The following is an 18,697-nucleotide window of genomic DNA, read 5'->3' on the forward strand; positions in this document are numbered from 1 at the left end:
GGTCCCGGAGCCGCCCTCGCCTGACCAGCCCGGCGCTATCCGCGGCAGAGCTTCAGGTTCGTGCGCGTGGCGCGGACCACGGGCAGGTAGATGTCGGCGTCGGCCGGTGGGTAGTTTTCCTTGATGCCGTCGTCGGTGCGGGCGGCGTCCTCGGCCAGCGGCTGCAGCGTCTTGAGGCAGGCGGCGCGGTCGTCGAGCTTGTACTGCGTGAGCGCGAGGTCGTTGCGCAGCCAGGCCTTGGTGATCCAGTCGAGTGTCCTGTCGCAGTCCGAGAGAACGGGCGCGAGGGTGGTCTGCGCGGCGGCGTAGTCCTTGGCGTCGTACTGCCGCTTGAAGGTTTTGCGCGTGCTGCTCACGGCCTTGTCGGTGCAGTAGGGGGCAGGGCGGATGTAGGTGCCTTCGAAGACGGCGCGCATGCCGCAGTAGCCGCGGCACTCGTCCGAGCCATTGGTTGTGACCTGCAGCTTGTCGGCATTGGCCGCGAAGTTCACCACGCACCCCGTGTCGTCGAGCTTGGCCTTGCCCCGCGCGATGGTGCCGTCGAGCGCGCAGGTGTGGACGTTGGCGCCGATGGTGGTGATGTCGAAGTGGCCGTTGGGCTTGATGCGCAGCGAGCCGCTGCCGCCCTCGTAGATGTAGTCGCCGGTGGGCGGCGTGGCGCCGTTCTGCGCGGCGGCGAGGGCGCAGCCAAGGAGCAATGCGAGGGGAAGAAAGATGGATCGTGCGAGCTTCATCGTTGGAGATCTCCCGGAAAACATGCCGTAGGGCAGTGTATCGATCGTTGCCGAAAGCTTCCGGGATTGGCGGGTTTGCGTCATTCGATATCTCTATGTCTTGACGTAGACAATGAGAATTCCTATCATTTGGGCGCCTGAGTACGCACATGTCGACAACGCAAAGGGCTCTTTCAACCAAGGAGCTTCCCGACCGTGCCGTACACCCTGCCAGCCTTGTCCTATGCCTTCGACGCGCTCGAACCCCACATCGACGCGCTGACGATGGAAATCCACCACGGCAAGCACCACCAGACCTATGTGAACAACCTCAACGCGGCGTTGAAAGACACGCCGCACGAGGGAACGCCGGTCGAAGAGCTCATCGCCGGTGTCGAGCAATTGCCCGAAGCGCTGCGCGCGCCGGTGCGCAACAACGGCGGCGGGCACGCCAACCACACCCTGTTCTGGACCGTGATGGCGCCCGTCGGCCAGGGCGGCGGCGGGGTACCCACCGGAGCGCTTGCCAAGGCCATCGACGCCGACCTGGGCGGCTTCGATGCCTTCAAGGACGCATTCACCAAGGCCGCCCTCACGCGCTTCGGCAGCGGCTGGGCGTGGCTCTGCGTCGGTGTCGGCGGCAAGCTCGCGGTGGAAAGCAGCGGCAACCAGGACAGCCCGCTGATGCGCGGCATCGGTTCGGGCAACACGCCGATCCTCGGGCTCGACGTGTGGGAGCACGCCTACTACCTCAAGTACCAGAACCGCCGCCCCGAGTACATCGCGGCCTTCTACAACGTCGTGAACTGGGCCGAAGTGGCCCGGCGCCACGCTGCCGCTACCGGCGGTTGAGGAGCAACCCATGAACGAGCCGCGACAGGGCGCCATCGCGCAAGGCAGGCAGTCGAGGCCCGCCAGGCCGATGCGCGAACGGATCGGCTTCGCCATCGTCGCGGCCGGCGTGCTGATCGGCGCCTTGCAGTTCTGGCAGTTCGTGCGATCCGACCCGCTGGTGTGGAACGCCTTGCTTGGCGGCTCGGTCGCGGCGCTGGCGACCGCGCTCGGCACGCTGCCGGTGCTGTTCTCGCAGAAGCTGCCCGAGCGGCTGCAGGACACCCTCTTCGGTTTCGGCGCCGGCGTGATGCTGGCGGCCAGCGCCTTCTCGCTGATCATCCCGGGCCTGGAGGCCGCGAAGAACGCGGGCACCTTCGGCGGCGGAAGCTGGGCGGCGGGCGGGGTGATCGGCTGCGCCATCCTGCTGGGCGGCATCGCGCTGATGCTGATGGACCGCGTGCTGCCGCACGAGCATTTCATCAAGGGCCGCGAAGGCAATGCCGCCAAGCAGCTGCGCCGCACCTGGCTCTTCGTCTTCGCGATCGCGCTGCACAACGTGCCCGAGGGCCTGGCCATCGGCGTGGGATATGCCGCCAACAACGGGCTGCGCGCCGATGCGCTGGCCACCGGTATCGCGATCCAGGACGTGCCCGAGGGGCTGGTCGTCGCGGTGGCGTTGCTGGCCGCGGGCTACAGCCGTGGGTTCGCCGTGCTGATCGGCATGCTCTCCGGGATGGTCGAGCCGCTGGGTGCCGTGCTGGGCGCGGCCGTGGTCGGCCACTCGGCGATGCTTCTGCCCTGGGGGCTGGGCTTCGCGGCGGGCGCGATGCTCTTCGTGATCAGCCACGAGATCATTCCCGAGTCGCACCGCAAGGGGCACGAAGCCTTCGCCACCAGCGGGCTGATGATCGGCTTCGTGCTCATGATGCTGCTCGACACAGCGCTGGGCTGACGCACCCGCCCGCGCGGCGCGCCAACCAAGGCCCTTAGCCGTGCTTGACGGCGACGGTCTTCAGAGTGGTGAATCCGTACAGCGCCTCGAAGCCCTTCTCGCGGCCATAGCCCGACGACTTCACGCCGCCAAAGGGCAGTTCGACGCCGCCGCCGGCGCCGTAGTTGTTGATGAACACCTGGCCGCTCTTCACGCGCTTGGCCATGCGGAACTGGCGCGCGCCGTCGGTCGTCCATACGCCGGCGACCAGGCCGAAATGCGTTGCGTTGGCCAGTGCGACAGCCTCGTCCTCGTCGGCGAACTGCATCGCGGCCAGCACCGGGCCGAACACTTCTTCCTGTGCGAGACGGTGGTTCACCGGCACGTCGCGCAGCAGGGTGGGGGCCTGGTAGAAGCCGGTTTCGGGCGCTTCCTCGACCACGATGCCCTGCGCCACCATCGGGATGCCGGCGTGCTGCGCGTCGCTCAAAAAGTCCCACACGCGCTGCTGCTGCGTCTGGCGGATCAGCGGGCCCACGTCGAGGTCCATGGCCGCCGGGCCGACGCGCAGCGCCTCGAAGGCGTGGCCCAGGCGCTCCAGGAGCGGCTCGTAGATGTCGCGCTGGATCAGCACCCGCGAGCCGGCCGAGCAGGTCTGGCCGGCGTTCTGCACGATGGCGTTGATGACCACCGGAATGGCCGCGTCCAGGTCGGCGTCCGCGAAGATGATCTGCGGGCTCTTGCCGCCCAGTTCCAGCGTCACGGGGCAATGCCGCTCCGCCGCCACCTGCTGGATCAGCGTGCCGATCTTCGGGCTGCCGGTGAAGCTGATGTGGTCGATGCCCGCGTGCCGCGCGAGCGCGTCGCCCACCTCGTGGCCGTAGCCCGTCACGATGTTGAGCGCGCCGGCCGGGAACCCGACCTCGGCCGCCAGCTGCGCCACGCGGATCAGCGAGAGGCAGGCGTCTTCCGCCGGCTTCACCACGCACACGTTGCCCGCCGCCAGTGCGCCGCCCACGCTGCGCCCGAAGATCTGCATCGGGTAGTTCCAGGGAATGATGTGGCCCGTTACGCCGTGCGGCTCGCGCCAGGTGAAGACGCTGTAGCCGTCCTGGTAGGGGATGGTCTCGCCGTGCAGCTTGTCGCAGGCGCCGGCATAGAACTCGAAGTAGCGCACCAGCGCCACCGCGTCGGCGCGTGCCTGCTTGACGGGCTTGCCGCAGTCGCGCTGCTCGATCAGCGCGAGCTCGTCGACGTGCTCGGCGATCTTCTGCGAGAGCTTGAAGAGCAGGCGGCCGCGGTCGGCGGCGCTGACCTTGTGCCAAACGCCATCGAAGCAGTCGCGCGCGGCGCGTACGGCGGAGTCGATGTCGGCAGCATTGCTGCGCTGGATTTCGTCGAAGGGCTGGCCGTCGGAGGGGTCGATGACCGGCAGGGTGCGGCCGGAGGAGGACGGGACGTCCGCGTTGGCGATGTAGTTGAGCTGCATGGGGCTGGATTTTGCGCGAAGCACTCCAAACCCCGTGGCCCGGCGGGGCTCAGACCCCGGGCGCTACTTGGCCGCGCTCGTCCTCGGCAGCGCCTTCACCGCATTCAGCATCCGCTCCACATGCTTGTCCGGATTCAGGTTCTGGTAGTAGTAGGCGACCTTGCCGTTCGGCGCGATCACGTACGACAGGCGGTTGGCGAAGTCGGGGCGGGTCTGCATCAGGGCGTCGAAGCCCTGGATCACGGTCTTTCCTTCGTCGGAGGCGACCGGGAAGCGGCTCTGGCATGACTTGACCGAAAACTTCGACAGGGTACCTATGTCGTCGGCCGAAACGCCGATGACGCTGGCGCCCAGCGCGGTGAACTGGTCGATGGCCTCGGCGAAGGCGTGGGCTTCGATGGAGCAGTCGCTGGAGTCGGCCGCAGGGAAGAAATACACCACCACCGGGCCCTTGGCCAGCGCTTCGGCCAGCGAGTAGCGGAAGGTCTTGCCGCCGAGGGCGGCGTTGGCGGTGAACTTGGGAACCGGGTCGCCGATGTCGAGGGCGGCCCAGGTGGTATTCGTAAGAGCCGCAAAAAAGGCGAGGCAGGCGATGCGGTGGGGGAGTGAACGGGCCATGATGTAACTCCGCAGCGGTGTGGATCGAATTCTAGGCCGGAGCCTTCCCGGAATGGAGGCGAAAAGCGCCTTGAAACCGGTGCGGACCGGCCGGCGTACTGCAGGAACACAAGGACAGAAAACCACAAGAACACGAACTCATGGAAAGACGATCATGAACGCCTGGCTCCCATCATTTCTGCGCATGGCGCTCGCGGGTGTCCTGATTGCGGCGCTCGGCGCCTGCGGCTCGCTGCCCCCCGCGCGCGAACGGCCCGCCGAATTCGCCGCGTCCGCCGACCCCTCGACCACGCTCGCCAGGATTGCTGCTGCTTCCACGCCCCCCGACGAGCATTCCGGCTTCCGGCTGATGCCGCTGGGCGTGTATTCGCTCGACGCGCGCATCCAGCTTGCCCAGCGGGCCCAGCGTTCGCTGGTGGTGCAGTACTACCAGCTCGAGAACGATCCGGTCGGCCGCCTGCTGCTGCGCACGCTGCGCGAGGCGGCGATGCGCGGCGTGAAGGTGCGGGTGCTGGTGGACGACCTGTACACCGTGAAGAGCCAGCAGCTGCTGCTGGCGCTGTCGGAGACGCCCAACGTGGACGTGCGCCTGTTCAACCCGTTCTGCTGCGGGCGCAACGGCTTCCTGTCGCGCTTCGCGGCCTCGCCGTGGGAGATTTCGCGGCTCAACCACCGCATGCACAACAAGCTCTTCATCGCCGACGGCGTGATGGCGGTGGTGGGCGGGCGCAATATCTCCGAGGAGTATTTCGTGCTGAACGAGGCGCAGAACTTCATCGACATGGACGCGCTGGTGGTCGGCAAGGTGGTGCCGCAGCTCGAGTCGATCTTCGACGCCTACTGGAACAGCGAGCAGGTCTGGCCCATCGCCGACATCGTGACGGGCGAGGGCGGCCGCAAGCCCACCGGCGCCGATTTCGACAGCTGGGTGGGCATGGCCGCGCCGCCGCCGAAGGTGGTGCTGCCGCCGTCGGACATCCTCGGCTACGGCCCTATTTCCGAGGAGCTCGACGCCGGGCGCATGGGGCTGCTGTGGGGCGAGGCCCGCGCGGTCGCCGATCCGCCCACCAAGCCGAAGACGATGACCGCCGAGGAGGCCATCTCCACCAGCGTCACGATGCAGGTCTGGGGCCTGTTGATGGATGCCAGGACGGAGGTCGACCTGACCTCGCCCTACCTCGTACCGGGCGAGCGCGGCATGGAGGCATTCCAGGATCTGGCCCGGCGCAAGGTCAAGCTCACGCTGCTGACCAACTCGCTGGCTGCCAACGACGAGCCGCTGGTGCACACCGGCTACGCGCGCTACCGCGAGAAGCTGTTGAAAAGCGGCGCCGACCTGTACGAACTGAGCCCGCAGCGCACCACCGCGGGCGAGCGTTTCGGCATGTTCGGCAAGTCGCTCGGACGGCTGCATGCGAAGACCGCCGCCATAGACAAGAGGCGCATCTTCATCGGCTCGATGAACCTCGACCCGCGCTCGGCCAGCCAGAACACCGAGATGGGCGTGGTGGTCGACAGCCCGCAACTGGCGCGCGAGATGCTGCGCGTGATCAACATCAGCAAGCTGCAGAACTCCTACCGGCTGCGGCTGGCCAAGGACACCGGCACGCTGGAGTGGCTCACCAATGACGGCGAGAAGGAGATGATCCTGACCACGGAGCCGGAGTCCGGCTTCTTCAAGCGCTTCTACAACATGCTCATCGCGCCGATCGTTCCCGAAATGCTGTTGTAGCCTCGGGGGATGGCGCAGACCTTCACCTCGTTGTCCGCCCCGCAGGTCATGCTGTGGGGCCTGCTTTTCTTCGGCGGCATCTATCTCTGCTTCGGCGCCGCCACCTGGCTGCTGACGACGCGCGTGCTGCCGGCGCTGGGCATCGGGCGGGTGCTCGATCCGCGGCCGCTGCAGCCGGGACAGCTGCGGCGCGAGCTGACGCAGTCGGGCCTGTCGGTGCTGATCTTCGGGCTGGGCATGGTGTTTCCGTGGGGGCTGCTGCAGCTGGGCTGGGCGCGGCTCGATCCCGATGCGGGATGGCGGCAGATCGCGGTGGAAATCGTCGTGCTCGCGATCTGGAACGACGTGCATTTCTGGATCAACCACAGGCTGCTGCACACGCGCTGGCTGCGGCGCTTCCATGGGCCGCACCACCGCTCGTTCGTGACCACGCCCTGGTCGACCTACAGCTTCCACCCGGTCGAGGCGCTGATGCTGGGCAACGTGATCCTGCTGCCGATGGTGGTGCACGACTTCAGCTTCTGGTCGCTGGCGGCGGTGCCGGTGTTCAGCCTGTTCTTCAACTGCGTCGGGCATTCGAACTACGACTTCTTCACCGGCGTCTCGTACAGCCACTGGTTCGCGGCGAGCCGCCGGCACCACCTGCACCACGCGGTGCACAACGGCAACTACGGCTTCCAGTTCACCTTCATGGACCGGCTGTTCGGCACGCGCGTGGCGGCCGATGCGGCCGAACCGGTTCTGCAGGCTTTCCGCAAGAAGCATGGCGCGACCACGGCCTGAGGTGAGCCGCCGCGTGCCGAGATTGCGCCACTGGCGCGACTGGCAGAGCCTCGCCTATCTCGCCGCCTTGCCCGCGCTGGCGGTGTGGCAGTGGGTCCGTGGCTTCGACGTGGTGCTGTACGGGCTGATGCTCTTCCTGACGCTGGGTGTGGGCGTGATCCACCACAACCACGTGCACCTGCGCATGTGGCGCAGCCGGCGCATGAACCGGTTGATGGATTTCTGGATCACGCTGCTGCAGGGCCATCCGACCTTCGTGTTCTGGCCCGCGCATGTGGCCAACCACCACCGCCATCGCCATGGCCCGAAGGACGTGGCGCGCACCTACCGCTTCGGCGGCGACACCAATCACCTGTGGGGCTACCTGCTGCACCCGTTCCAGGCCGTCTGGGTGCTGATGCCGCTTTTCTTCGCATGGCTGGCCCGGCTGCGGCGCCACCGGCGTGGCGCCTGGCGCTACTGCATGGCGCAGTACGCGGTGTGGCTGGCGAGCTGGGCGGTGCTGCTGGCGATCGACTGGCGCAAGGCGCTGCTCTTCGTCATCGTGCCGCAGCTGCACGGCCTGCATTGGCTCTTGGCCACCAACTACCTGCAGCACGCGCACGCCGACGGCCGCAAACCCGTGCGGAGGGAGACGTCGGGGGCACCGCGCGATACCGCGGGTAGCCGCCTGAACTACGCGCGCAATTTCGAAGGGCTGGTGAACCCGTTGCTGTTCAACATCGGCCTGCACACCGCACACCACGAGAACCCGCATGCCCACTGGTCCGAGCTCACCCGCCTGCATCGCACGCGCTACCGCGCGCAGGTGGACCCCGTGCTCAACGAGGGCGGGCTGGTGCCGTACATGGTGCGCGTTTTCGTGCTGGGGGCCGTGTGGCCGCGTTTTCGCAGCCGCCCGCTGATGCCCCGCGATTCATCAACTCTCTGAACCATGCCTGTCTCATTCCAACGCGTGTACCTCGAAAGCGCCGGCTATTTCATGCCGGGCGAGCCCGTTTCCAACGATCACATGGACGCGTACATCGCGCCGCTCAACCGCATGTCGGAGCGCATCAAGCGGCGCATCCTGGCGGAGAACGGCATCCTCACGCGGCACTACGCCATCGACGCCGAGGGCATGACCCGGCATACCAACGCGCAGATGGCGGCCGGCGCGATCCGCGACTGCCTGCAGCGCGGCGGCGCGGAGCTCTCGCGGGTGTCGCTGCTGGCCAGCGGCTCCTCGGGCGGCGATGCGCTGATGCCGGGCTTCGCCAACATGATCCAGGGCGAACTGGCGGCGCAGCCGATGGAGACGCATTCGGTGCACGGCATCTGCGCCGCTGGCGTGTCGGCGATCCAGACGGCCGCGCAGGGCATCGAGCTGGGCGCGCACCGCTCGGCGATGGCGGTGGCCAGCGAGATGCCGTCGCGCCTTTTCAAGCGTTCGCGCTTCGCGGCGCGCGGCTACGAGACCGACTTCGACTCGCACTTCCTGCGCTGGATGCTGTCCGATGGAGCAGGAGCCCTGCTCCTGTCCGACAGCGCATCGGCCCTGGCCGGCTCGCCGGGCCTGCGGCTTAAGCTGAAGTGGGTGCACCAGCGCGCCTTTTCGGGCGATTACCCGGTCTGCATGCAGCTGGGGCTGACCGAGGATCGGGCGCGCGGCCATCTGGACTTCGGCTCCTGGGCCGAGGCCGAGGCGGCGGGTGCGCTGTCGCTGAGGCAGGACATCCGGCTGCTGCCGCACCTGTTCGACATCGGCATCCACGAGTACGCGGGGCTGGTACGCGACGGCTGGGTCGATCCGAAGCGGGTCGACCACTTCCTGTGCCATTACTCGTCGGAGAAGTTCATCCCGGTGGTCGAGGACCTGATGGCCAAGGCCGACCTGTCGATCCCGCGCGAACGCTGGTGGAGCAACCTCGCGTGGCGCGGCAACACAGGGGCGGCGTCGATCCTCGTGATGCTGGCCGAATTCCTGCACACCAAGGCGCTGAAACCGGGCGAGCAGATCTTCTGCTACGTGCCGGAGTCCGGGCGCTTCATGGCGGCGTACATGCTGTGGGAAGTAGAGGCCGTCGATGCGGCGCCCGCCGCGGTGGCGCCACGCGCCGCGGCCGTGCCGGATGACGACCTCCTGATCGCGCCCCCGCACGACCCCGCCGCCGCGCCCGAAGGGCTGGGCGCACTGCTGACCGAGCTGGCCGCCATCTGGCACGACTACCGTTCGCGCGTGTGGCGCACGCCGCTCATCCGCCAGATCCGCGAGCGCCGCTTTGCCGTGCCCGACTACCTGAACTGGATGGAGCAGTGGGTGCCCCAGGTGCGCGAGGGCAGCAAGTGGATGCGCGAAGGCGCAGCCTCTCTGAGCGAGCCCTACCAGATGCTGGCCTCGCTGATCGGCGTGCATGCGGGCGAGGAGCAGAACGACTTCAACATCCTCTTCAGCGACTACCGAAAGGCCGGTGGTACGGTCGAGAACATCGAGGAGCTGCGCCGCAACCCCGGCGGCGAGGCGCTCAACGCCTACCTGCACAGCCTGGCCGCCACGCGCGACCCGATCGGGCTGCTGGGCGCGATCTACATCATCGAGGGCACGGGCCAGCGCATCGTGCCGGCGCTGCTGCCGCTGCTCAAGGCGAGCCTGAAGCTGCCGCCGGATGCCTTCCGCTTCCTGGAGTACCACGGCCACAACGACGAGAACCACCTCAGCCGCTGGCTCACGGCGGTGGAGATGGTGATGGCGGTGGAAGGGCAGCCGCGCGCCGCCAGCCAGATCGTCGAGACGGCGCGCCACACGGCCGCGCTGTACCTGATGCAGTTCCAACACATCACGCAGCGGATGCCCCATGGATCGAACGCCTGAATTCCTGAAACAAGCCCACGACGAGCGCGACCCCAGCCCATGGCTGGCGCTGTACCTCGACCAGAGCACGCCGCTGCCGGACGACGTCAAGTCGGCCTGGCTGGCCGATTCGAGTTCGGGCTCGCGGCAGTACCTGCTGCCGTTCCTGCGGCCGATCGCGCGGCTGACGATCATCCTGATCCAGATCGCGAAGGTGTTCGTGCCGCGCAACTGGTCGCATTCGATCCTGCTGCACCGGCTGCTGGCCTGGGGGCTGAAGCGCTTCGTGTCGCCGGAAGCCAACTGGCTGATCCTGCGGCACTTTCACCTGGGCTCGCAGATCCTGGCCTTCATCGGGCGCAATTCGCCGGCGCCCGTGGCCACCAATCCGCTGGAGCCGGCCGACATCGACGCGCTGAAGGACGAGATGTTCCTGAAGCACGACCTGAACCTCTTCAACTTCGTGATCAGGCTGAACACAGCGCTGCGCGAGAGGGGGCTGGCGCTGTGCAAGGCGGAAAAGGTCGATTTCTCGATGATCAGGGAGCCAGGGCTGCGGCTGGAGGACATGCCGCAGGGCAGGCTCAACTTTCTGGACCTGCAAAGCGCCATCGAGCTTTTCACGCCGCTGTATCAGCTGATGCTCACGGACAACGATTTCTGGCGCGCGGCCAATTCCCTGCAACTGGACGAGACCATCGGCATCTACGCGGCGACGATCCTGAACGCTCCGGAGCACCTGATCCTGGTCAACAACAAGCACCCGCTGGTGCCGCTGTCGACCCTGCGGGCGGGGCACCGGCTGGTGATCCACGGGCTGTCCACCGAAATGCTTCACAGCCTGCTTCAGCGGATGCAGGCGGCTCAGCAGAAGGCCGCAAAGGACGAAACTGCCGGCCAGCCGGAGACAACCCTGTACGAGCAGCCACTTGCATAGGCGTATGCTGCCCCCAGATGCCGATCATGAACACGACCGATAATCCGTCTTCCAAGGCCGATCTGGCGGTGACCCATGTTTTGGCGCAACTGCTGGAAAAGCTCGAGCACAGCCCTGTACCCGTGGGTGCAGAGCAGTACCGCTCCGTGGTCGAACACCTCGTGCACGAGTTCGAGGACATAGGGCAGGGCGCCGAACTCGGTCGCCTGCTCGATGCGTATCCGGCCGCGGCAGAGGTGTACGAGAACCTCAACTACCAGCACGCCGGGCTTTGCCGCTCGGCGTTGGACGCTTCCCTGGCGGCCGAAATCAGCGCCCGGGAAGCCATTGCACGCGCGATGCGCCGTGCAGAACCGAACAGCAAGGATCAAATGCATGGCGAAGGGTGAAGTGAAGACGGCAGTGGTGGCGGATGGCCTGCGCTACAAGTCGAAGGCGCCGGGGTCGCCGTTTCGCGCCTCGGCCTCCTTCAGCGGGGCGACCATGTCGTGCTTCATGTGCGGCAAGCACCGCGTGCGCTCGCAACTGCGCACCCGTCAGGTGCTGGGCAAGTCGCAGACCGTCTGCGCGCCTTCCTGCAAAGCGCTCGACGAAGCCCTGGAGTAAGGGCGTCCTGCCTCTGGGGCGGGCTGGCTGCTACCACATCGGAGAGGCATTTTGGAGACATTTCCTCGTGCATAAGTCACGGATTGGCCTTCCACATTCCCGGTAATCGCTATACAGTTGGACACAAATGATGCATGTAATTGCATGTAATCAAAGGTTCTACTAGTAGCTGATTTCCAATGAATTGCTGCCACGCTGTCCACACCCAATGCGGGACATGGAATTCGACCTTTCCAGAAGGGTTCCGCCATGGCTAAGTCGCGTCACGTGATCATGCAGGTGGTCAAGCGCTCCTCCGGCAGCGCCACGCACCACGTCGAATTCCTGATGGACGACACCTTCGCCGAGCGCCTGCGCCAGCTGCGCTCGCTGGTGCCCCCCCTGGGCAGCCTCAACAAGCAGCGCGACCTGGTCATAGACAAGGTGCGCGTGCGCCTGCCCAACGCCATCTGGCGCTCGGGCAACGAGATCGAGATGGACGGCGGCGTGGACGGCTCCTGCATCGTCATCGCCGCCGAAGGCTCGTTCAACTGCGGCGGCAAGGACCGCAAGACGCGCGAGAAGCTCGTGACGTACAACTTCTCGATCGCCCGCCTGGTCGAACTGCACGCCGAGCGCCCGGAAGGCGAGACCCTCTACATCCGCGACGGCGTGTTCGCCAACGACGAGCCGGCCGACTCCCCGGCCGGCCGCTGGGTCGCGTCGATGCACGAACTGGAAGTGGTGATGCGCGTGCCGGATGCCCCGTCCGACTTCGACACCCTGCACGACCTGCAGATGCGCCCCGAGCACCAGCAGGCCGCTGGCAACACGACGACCCGCGCCACCTTCTTCTGAGCGATTGGGCGCGGTCCGGCGCCGTCAGCGCGCCGCCGCCGCCTCGGGTGCCGCGCCCACCGGCGTGTACTGCGCCCGGTTGTCCGCGAGCCAGCGCGTCGAAAGGCTGCTGTCCTGCTGCATCGGATGGAAATCCGGGCGCAGGTAGCTGCGCCAGCCGGCGAGATTGCCGCGCAGCAGGCCATCACGGCTCAGCAGGATGCGCGCGGCGCTTTTCCAGGTCGACCATTTCCACAGCTGCTTTTCCTGGCGCAGGTTGTCGATGGTCTGGCGCATCAGGTCGCCCAAAAACATCATCGTGACGCGGCGGAACCAGCGCGTGCGCCATTCGTCGGAGCCGCCCGCGGCCCTGTAGATGTCGAAGGCCACGCTCTTGTGTTCGAGTTCCTCGGCGCTGTGCCACAGCCACATGGTGCGCAGCCGGGGTTCGGCACCGTCGAGGACGGCGGGGTGCGCCAGCAGCCACTCGGCGAACATGGCCGTGAAATGCTCGGTGGCCGCAGTCACAGCCAGCGCGTGGCGCGGATCGGCGCCTTCCATCAGCTCCATGCGCTTGCTGGCGCGGGCGGTCCAGCGGTCGACCAGCCCCTGCTTCTCGAGATGGTTGTTGAAGAGCGAATGGATGCGCCGATGCGTGGCTTCCTGCCCGATGAAGCCGCGCACGTCGGCTTTGTGCTGCTCCTGGACCTCGGGCGGCAGCGTGGCGACGGCATCGCGCACCGCGTCGATGAAGAACTGCTCGCCGAAGGGAAAGCTCATCGACAGGGCGTTGAAGAAGGCGGTCGAGAATGCGTCGCCACCGCACCAGTCGCGGGCGAAGGGCGGTTGCAGGTCGATCAGAAGGCGGCGTACGACAAGATCGGTCATGAGAACAAGCCTCGGAAAAAGCACTGATTGCGTGGAGCTGGAATGCTGGTACATCTGCGTACCGCATGCTGCCATGTTGCAATTGTGAATTGGTACTGTCAAGTACCCGTGCGTAGGAAAATGTGTCGTCCATGAGCGAAACCATCGAAAAAGCATCGCCCTCCAAGTCTGGCGACGGCCCCGGAAGCGAGCACTACGCGCGCCTGTTGCAGGGCATGGCCCATGCCGTGGCGGCCAAGGGCTATGCCGAGACCACCATCGCCGACATCGTGCGCGAGGCCGCGGTGTCGCGCCGCACTTTCTACGAGCACTTCAGCACCAAGACCGAATGCCTGATCGCGCTCTATGAAGCCGCCAGCCGGCTCGCGCTGCAGGCAGTGAGCGAGGCCTTCGATCCGGCGCAGCCCTGGCATGCGCAGGTCGAGCACGCCATGACGGCGTATTTCGACTATCTCGCCCAGGACCCGGTACTGCTGCGCACGCTCTTCGTCGAGATCCTCGGGCTCGGTCTTCCCGGTCTCGCGGTGCGCCGCAGGGTGAACGATGAAATCGCCAATTTCATCCAGGCCGCCATCAACAGCAGCGGCAACGGCGATGCGGAAGGCCCCGCCGTGCATCTCACGAACCAGATGGCGATGACGGTGGTGGGGGGCATCAACGAACTGGTGCTGCAGGCCATCGAGCAGAACCGCGCAGGCGACCTGCGCGAGCTGGTGGAGCCCGCCACGCGGCTGGTGCGCGCCGTGGCCGCAGAGAGCCGGCGCTAGGTCGGCTTCGCCGGCACCGTGGCCACGAGGCGGAGCACCAGCAGCCCCGCCAGCGTCAGCGACAGCAGCGCGCCCAGATAGGGCAGCACGTCATGCGGCGGCGCGCCCATCTGGTTGAGCCGCAGCGAGGCCTGGATGCCCGCCGTGCTCGGAAAGAGCCAGCGCAGAGCCTGCAGCGGCTCCGGCAGAGCCTCCACGGTCCACGAGAACCCCGAGAGAAATGCCATCGGCAGCGCGGTGAACAGCAGCACTTGCAGGGCCCGCTCGCGATCACGGAACCAGCAGCCCAGCAGCAGCCCCACCGTGCAGATCGCCGGCACATAGAACGCCAGCAGCACCAGCGCCCCCAGGGGATTGCCGCCGCGCGGGTAGTCCTGGAGGAAGAACACCCAGCCGAAGTAGAAGATCCCGCTCAGGAAGCCGAAGCCCGAGAGCGCCCCCAGCCGCCCCAGCCAGGCGCCCATCGACGCGCGCAGCCGCCCGGCCTCGGCCCAGGTGCCGGCCAGCATCGCCACGCCCATGAGCAGCGTCTGCTGCAATATCAGCAAGGCGACCGCCGGCACCACGTAGCTGCCGTAGCCTTCGGTGGGGTTGAACAGCGCGACCAGCTGTGTGTTGAGCGGACTGCGGCTGCGTGCCGCCTGCACCGCGCTCTGGCCGCCGGCCTGCAGCTTGCGGATCTCCACCCCGGCCGAGACCGTTCCCACGGCCTCCGAGAAGCCGTACAGCACCGCCTTGTTCAGCAGCGCATAGGCGCCGTTGCCCTCGATGGTGACCACCGCCGAGGTCCCGCGCAGCACGTTGCGCTTGAGGTCGGCCGGCAGCAGCGCATAGCCCTCGATCTCGCCGCGCCACAGCGCCTGCTGCGCCTCGCCCACGTCGCCCGTGACCATGCGCACGTCCAGCCTCGGATTGGCCAGCGCAAAGCGCGCGATCTGCCGCGAGAGGCCGGTGTGGTCCTGGTCGACCACCGCCACCGGCACACGCGTCACCGCCTGCGTGCCGTAGGGCCACGGATAGAAGAAACCGTAGATGACGGGCGCGAGCAGCATGATCAGCAGCACACCTTTGTCGCGCAGCACCGCGAGCGCGGTCTCGCGCCATGCGGAGCCGAAGCGGAGGGCTTCGTCAGCCATCAGCGTCCTCCCCAGCTTGCGGGCGCCTTGGCCGCCTTCACCAGCGCTCCGGCGCATGCGGCCATCAGCACGCCCGTGCCCACCACCATCCACAGCGGCGTGGCCACCGAGTACGCCACCGGCGCGCCCATCTGCAGTTGCTCCATCTGCACGCGGATGTAGTGCGTGTAGGGCAGCAGCTTGGCCCAGGCCTGCGCCAGCAGCGGCATCGCGACCAGCGGAAAGCCGACACCGCCGAACGCGAAGGCCGGCGCCGTGATGAAACCCGTGGCCGACAGGGCGGTGCGCAGCGAGCGCGTGAGTGCCGCCACGAAAGCTCCCAGTGCGATCGACAGCGCCAGGAAAACCAGCAGCGCAAAGAGTGTCCACCCGAGCGAGCCGGCCGGATGCCAGCCCCGGCCCGCGGTGATCCACAGCATCGCCGCCAGCGCCACCACCGACAGGCTCGCGAACGCCAGCGCCAGCTTGCCCGCCAGCGCGGCCAGCGCCTCGTGCCAGCGGGGAGAGGCGCCCAGCCATTCGCCGATGCTGCGGTCGCGCAGCTCGCGGCCCACCGCCCAGGCTCCGGCCGTCATCGCGAGGATGTGCAGCAGCGCCGGAATCAGCGCGGCCCCGAGGAACTGCTCGTAGTCGGTCGACGTGTTGAAGAGCGCCACCATGCTCGCCTTGATCGGCTCCATGCTCACGCGCGCCGCCTTCATCGACTCGCCGCGCTTGCTGCGCACCGTGAGCTCGACCCCGCCCGAGACGGTGCCCACAGCGGTGCGCACGTCGCGCTGGATCAGGCTCGAATGCGTGCCGAGCTGCGCGTTGTGCAGCAGCACGATCTGCCCGACGCGGCCCTGCTTCACGTCGCGGCTCAGCTCGCGCGGCAGTTGCACCGCCGCGTCGACGTCGCCGCTTGTGAGCGCGCGCGCCATCTCGGCTTCGTCGCTGTAGCGCTGCGCCACGCGCAGGCCGGGCGTGGCATCGAGAAAGCGCACCACCTGCCGCGAGAACGAGGAGTGGTCCTGGTCGAGCACGCCGATCGGCAGCCGCTCGGGCAGGCCGGCCGAGAAGATCCACCAGATCAGGAACACCGCCAGCAGCGGCACCCACGAGATCATCGCGAGGTCCCACGGTCGCGTGCGCAGCAGCGCGAATTCGCGCCTTGCGCTGGCGGTGGAGAAGCCGCGGAGGCTCATCGCGAACGGACTCAGTCCACCAGCACGCTCATGCCGGGCCGCGCGCCTTCGATTGGCTTGAGCGGACGTGCCCGGACCTCGAATGTGCGCACGTCGAAGCCGGTGCCGCCGCGCGTGGCTCGCCACGTCGCGAAGTCGGGCAGCACGGCGCTGTAGTAGACCTTGAAGCGGGCGGTGCGCTTGCCTTCGGGCAGCGCGGGCAGGTGGGCGTCGAACTCGTTGCCGAGCGCGAAGCGGGAGAGCCGGTCCTCGCGCACGTTCAGCACCACCCACTGGTCGCTCAGGTCGACCACCGTGACCACCGCCACGCCCTGCGGCGAGAGCTCTCCGACCTTCGCCAGCACCTTGGCCACTTCGCCGCCGACCGGGCTGCGCAGCTCGGTCTCGGCCTTGGCGGCTTCGGCCTCGGCCACCACGCCCGCGACCTGGCGGGCCTGTGCGCTGGCCGCGGCCTTGTCCTCGGGGCGGGCGCCCGTGCGGGCCATGTCGTATTGCGCCTTGGCCGCGATGGCGGCGTCGCGCGAGGCCTTCCAGTTGGCTTCTGCTTCGTCGCGCTTCTGGTCGGCCACCAGGCCCTCGCGCGCCAGTCCGTCGACGCGGCGGAACGAGGTCTGCGCGAGCTGGGCCGCGGTTTCGGCGCGCTGCCACTGCATGCGCGCCATTTCCACCTCCTGCGGGCGGGCGCCGTTCTGCGCCTTCTCGGCGACGGCCTGCGCGGCCTGCTCGGCGGCGGTGGCCTGTGCGAGCTTGGCGCGCACCTCGGGGCTGTCCATGCGCACCAGCACCGTGCCGGCCTGGATGCGGTCGCCTTCCTTCACTGGCACCTCGGCGATGCGCGCCGTCACCTTGCCGGCGACGTCGGTCTCGCGCGCCTCCATCTGGCCCTGGAATACCTCGGGCGCCGGGCGCGAGGCGCGCCAGAAGCCCCAGGCGAGCAGCACCAGCACGAGCAGGGCGGCGAATATCGCGATCAGTTTTCGGGTCTTGGCGCTCATCATCAATTCACCTTTACGTCTGCACGCGCGATGTAGTCGGAAAACTTCTCGGAAAGCCCCGCGCTCTCGAGCAGTTGCGCGAGCGCCTGCACGTAGTCGTTGGCGGCCTGCGCGCGTTCGGTCAGCACCTTGGCCTGGTTGGTCTCTGCGTCGATCAGGTCGAGCGTGGTGCTCGTGCCTTCGCGCAGGCCAGCGGTGCGCAGCTTCACGACCTCCTGGGCCAACTCGACCGAGGCCTTCATCTCCAGGTACTGGCGCCGCGCGTTCTCCAGCGCGCGCCAGTTGCGCTCGACCAGCAGCGAGATGTCGCTGCGCGCCTGCGCATCGGTGCGCTCGGCCTGCTCGACCTGCTTGAGCGAGGCGGCCGAGAGCTTGTCGCGGTCGACCGAGTCGTAAAGCGTCCAGCGCACGCCGACGCCGGCCACCCAGTCGGCATTTCCGCTCTTGAGCTCGCGCGTGCCGAAGGCGATCACCTGCGGGCGGCGCAGCGCCTCTTCGCCTTCGTGCAGCTGCTCGGCCTGCGATTTCCTGGCCGCGACCTTGTCCAGGCCCGGGTGCCGCGTGAGCGCCGAATCGATGAAGTAGTTCAGCGGCTCGATCGGCGTGCTGATGAGAAAGAGCGGCGTCTGCGGCGCCACGCTGCCGTCGGCGCGCACCGTGCGCGCCAGCGCCACCGAGGCGAGCGCCGCGTCGTTCTCGGCCTTGCGTGCGTTGCGGCGGGCTTCTTCGTACGCGGCGCTGGCCTGCAGCCGCTCGACGCGCGAGATCACGCCGGCCGCCAGCATCTTCTGCGCCGCCGAGTCGTGCTGCGCGATGGTGCGCTCGGCCTGCAGGCGCAGGGCGGCAGCGCGACGGGCGAGCTGCGCGCCGAAGTAGCGCTGCACGAGCAGGGTGTCGACCTCGTGGCCGGCTTGTTCGGCGTCGGCCTGCGCCTCGCGCGTCTGGGCCGAGACGAAGCCGCGCACCGCGTCGGTCGCGCCGCCCACGTAGAGCGGCCACACGGCCGAGATCGACGCGTTGGCGCCGGTGTCGTGGCGGTTGAGCGTGTAGCTGTTGGGCAGCTGCGGAATCGGCACGCGCGCGATCACGCTCTGGATGGAAGTCGGCAGCGAGGAGCCGAGTTGCCCAAGCCGCTGGTTGAGCGGATCGAGGTCGAGGTTCAGGTTCGCGTTGTAGGCATAGGCCAGCCCGGAGACGCTGATCGACGGGCCGCCCAGTCTCTTGAGGCCCTGGCTCTGCAGTTCCTTGGCGTCGACGGCCGCGCGCGCCGCGGCCAGCTTGTCGGAGCGGTCGAGCATGCGGGCGCGGGCTGCGTCGAAGCTCAGGGAAAGGGTGTCTTCGCCGGTCTGTGCGAAAGCGGCGCCGCACAGCACGAGCAATGCCGGAAACAGGCTCAGCTTGATGGGGCTTGCGGCGTGGCAGGTTCGTGTCGTCATCG

Annotated in this window: 19 protein-coding genes; 11 read left to right on the forward strand and 8 right to left on the reverse strand. The window is 67.7% G+C overall.

The annotated features are described in order from the left end of the window. Positions 1-35 precede the first annotated feature (35 nt). On the reverse strand, positions 36-734 hold the full coding sequence (locus tag EJP67_RS02570) for a hypothetical protein (protein ID WP_126019089.1): 699 nt from the start codon (positions 732-734) through the stop codon (positions 36-38). Between the two features lie 195 nt (positions 735-929). Here EJP67_RS02570 and EJP67_RS02575 point away from each other — a divergent pair, with 195 nt between their 5' ends. Next, complete coding sequence (locus tag EJP67_RS02575; RefSeq protein ID WP_126019091.1) at positions 930-1,565, forward strand: superoxide dismutase; 636 nt, start codon at positions 930-932, stop codon at positions 1,563-1,565. Between the two features lie 70 nt (positions 1,566-1,635). Then, on the forward strand, positions 1,636-2,499 hold the full coding sequence (locus EJP67_RS02580; RefSeq protein ID WP_126020380.1) for a ZIP family metal transporter: 864 nt from the start codon (positions 1,636-1,638) through the stop codon (positions 2,497-2,499). A 34-nt stretch (positions 2,500-2,533) separates the two neighbouring features. On the opposite strand, the gene EJP67_RS02585 is transcribed toward EJP67_RS02580, so the two are convergent. Continuing rightward, on the reverse strand, positions 2,534-3,967 hold the full coding sequence (locus EJP67_RS02585) for an aldehyde dehydrogenase family protein (protein ID WP_126019093.1): 1,434 nt from the start codon (positions 3,965-3,967) through the stop codon (positions 2,534-2,536). Between the two features lie 63 nt (positions 3,968-4,030). Beyond that, positions 4,031-4,585 (reverse strand): peroxiredoxin, encoded by a 555-nt coding sequence (locus tag EJP67_RS02590; RefSeq protein ID WP_126019095.1) that lies wholly within the window; start codon positions 4,583-4,585, stop codon positions 4,031-4,033. 154 nt (positions 4,586-4,739) lie between these two features. Between EJP67_RS02590 and EJP67_RS02595 the strand changes: the two genes are divergently transcribed. The 8 genes from EJP67_RS02595 (at position 4,740) to EJP67_RS02630 (ending at position 12,310) form a co-directional block, all read left to right on the forward strand. After that, positions 4,740-6,317 (forward strand): phospholipase D family protein, encoded by a 1,578-nt coding sequence (locus EJP67_RS02595; protein WP_126019097.1) that lies wholly within the window; start codon positions 4,740-4,742, stop codon positions 6,315-6,317. 9 nt (positions 6,318-6,326) lie between these two features. Then, entirely contained in the window at positions 6,327-7,100 is a 774-nt protein-coding gene (locus tag EJP67_RS02600) for a sterol desaturase family protein (protein WP_126019099.1), read from the forward strand. Next, a complete protein-coding gene (locus EJP67_RS02605; RefSeq protein WP_126019102.1) occupies positions 7,081-8,031 on the forward strand; it encodes a fatty acid desaturase family protein in 951 nt (316 codons plus the stop codon). The genes EJP67_RS02600 and EJP67_RS02605 overlap by 20 nt, the downstream gene beginning before the upstream one ends. 3 nt (positions 8,032-8,034) lie before the next feature. After that, the gene (locus EJP67_RS02610; RefSeq protein WP_126019104.1) at positions 8,035-9,951 is read left to right on the forward strand and encodes an iron-containing redox enzyme family protein; all 1,917 of its coding nucleotides are present in this window, start codon (positions 8,035-8,037) and stop codon (positions 9,949-9,951) included. After that, entirely contained in the window at positions 9,935-10,867 is a 933-nt protein-coding gene (locus EJP67_RS02615; RefSeq protein WP_126019106.1) for a DUF6999 family protein, read from the forward strand. Before EJP67_RS02610 ends, EJP67_RS02615 begins: the two co-directional genes overlap by 17 nt. 17 nt (positions 10,868-10,884) lie before the next feature. Further along, on the forward strand, positions 10,885-11,256 hold the full coding sequence (locus EJP67_RS02620) for a hypothetical protein (protein ID WP_126019109.1): 372 nt from the start codon (positions 10,885-10,887) through the stop codon (positions 11,254-11,256). Further along, positions 11,243-11,473, forward strand: a complete 231-nt coding sequence (locus EJP67_RS02625) for a hypothetical protein (RefSeq protein ID WP_019653008.1) — start codon at positions 11,243-11,245, stop codon at positions 11,471-11,473. Before EJP67_RS02620 ends, EJP67_RS02625 begins: the two co-directional genes overlap by 14 nt. A 249-nt stretch (positions 11,474-11,722) precedes the next feature. After that, complete coding sequence (locus EJP67_RS02630) at positions 11,723-12,310, forward strand: hypothetical protein (RefSeq protein ID WP_126019112.1); 588 nt, start codon at positions 11,723-11,725, stop codon at positions 12,308-12,310. Between the two features lie 24 nt (positions 12,311-12,334). On the opposite strand, the gene EJP67_RS02635 is transcribed toward EJP67_RS02630, so the two are convergent. Beyond that, the gene (locus EJP67_RS02635) at positions 12,335-13,177 is read right to left on the reverse strand and encodes a metal-dependent hydrolase (protein ID WP_126019114.1); all 843 of its coding nucleotides are present in this window, start codon (positions 13,175-13,177) and stop codon (positions 12,335-12,337) included. 131 nt (positions 13,178-13,308) lie between these two features. Here EJP67_RS02635 and EJP67_RS02640 point away from each other — a divergent pair, with 131 nt between their 5' ends. Continuing rightward, positions 13,309-13,944, forward strand: a complete 636-nt coding sequence (locus EJP67_RS02640) for a TetR/AcrR family transcriptional regulator (RefSeq protein WP_126019116.1) — start codon at positions 13,309-13,311, stop codon at positions 13,942-13,944. On the opposite strand, the gene EJP67_RS02645 is transcribed toward EJP67_RS02640, so the two are convergent. The 4 genes from EJP67_RS02645 to EJP67_RS02660 are packed head-to-tail and all read right to left on the reverse strand — an operon-like array spanning position 13,941 to position 18,695. Continuing rightward, the gene (locus EJP67_RS02645) at positions 13,941-15,080 is read right to left on the reverse strand and encodes an ABC transporter permease (protein ID WP_126019118.1); all 1,140 of its coding nucleotides are present in this window, start codon (positions 15,078-15,080) and stop codon (positions 13,941-13,943) included. The two genes, EJP67_RS02640 and EJP67_RS02645, sit on opposite strands and share 4 nt — an antisense overlap. Continuing rightward, a complete protein-coding gene (locus EJP67_RS02650; RefSeq protein WP_126019120.1) occupies positions 15,080-16,264 on the reverse strand; it encodes an ABC transporter permease in 1,185 nt (394 codons plus the stop codon). The genes EJP67_RS02645 and EJP67_RS02650 overlap by 1 nt, the downstream gene beginning before the upstream one ends. 11 nt (positions 16,265-16,275) lie before the next feature. Further along, positions 16,276-17,262, reverse strand: coding sequence for an HlyD family secretion protein (locus EJP67_RS02655; protein ID WP_126019122.1), 987 nt, complete (start codon positions 17,260-17,262; stop codon positions 16,276-16,278). Then, entirely contained in the window at positions 17,262-18,695 is a 1,434-nt protein-coding gene (locus EJP67_RS02660) for a TolC family protein (RefSeq protein WP_240650473.1), read from the reverse strand. The genes EJP67_RS02655 and EJP67_RS02660 overlap by 1 nt, the downstream gene beginning before the upstream one ends. Positions 18,696-18,697: the final 2 nt, after the last annotated feature.

This window comes from Variovorax guangxiensis, assembly GCF_003952165.1.
GTDB classification, from domain to species: Bacteria; Pseudomonadota; Gammaproteobacteria; order Burkholderiales; family Burkholderiaceae_C; genus Variovorax; species Variovorax guangxiensis.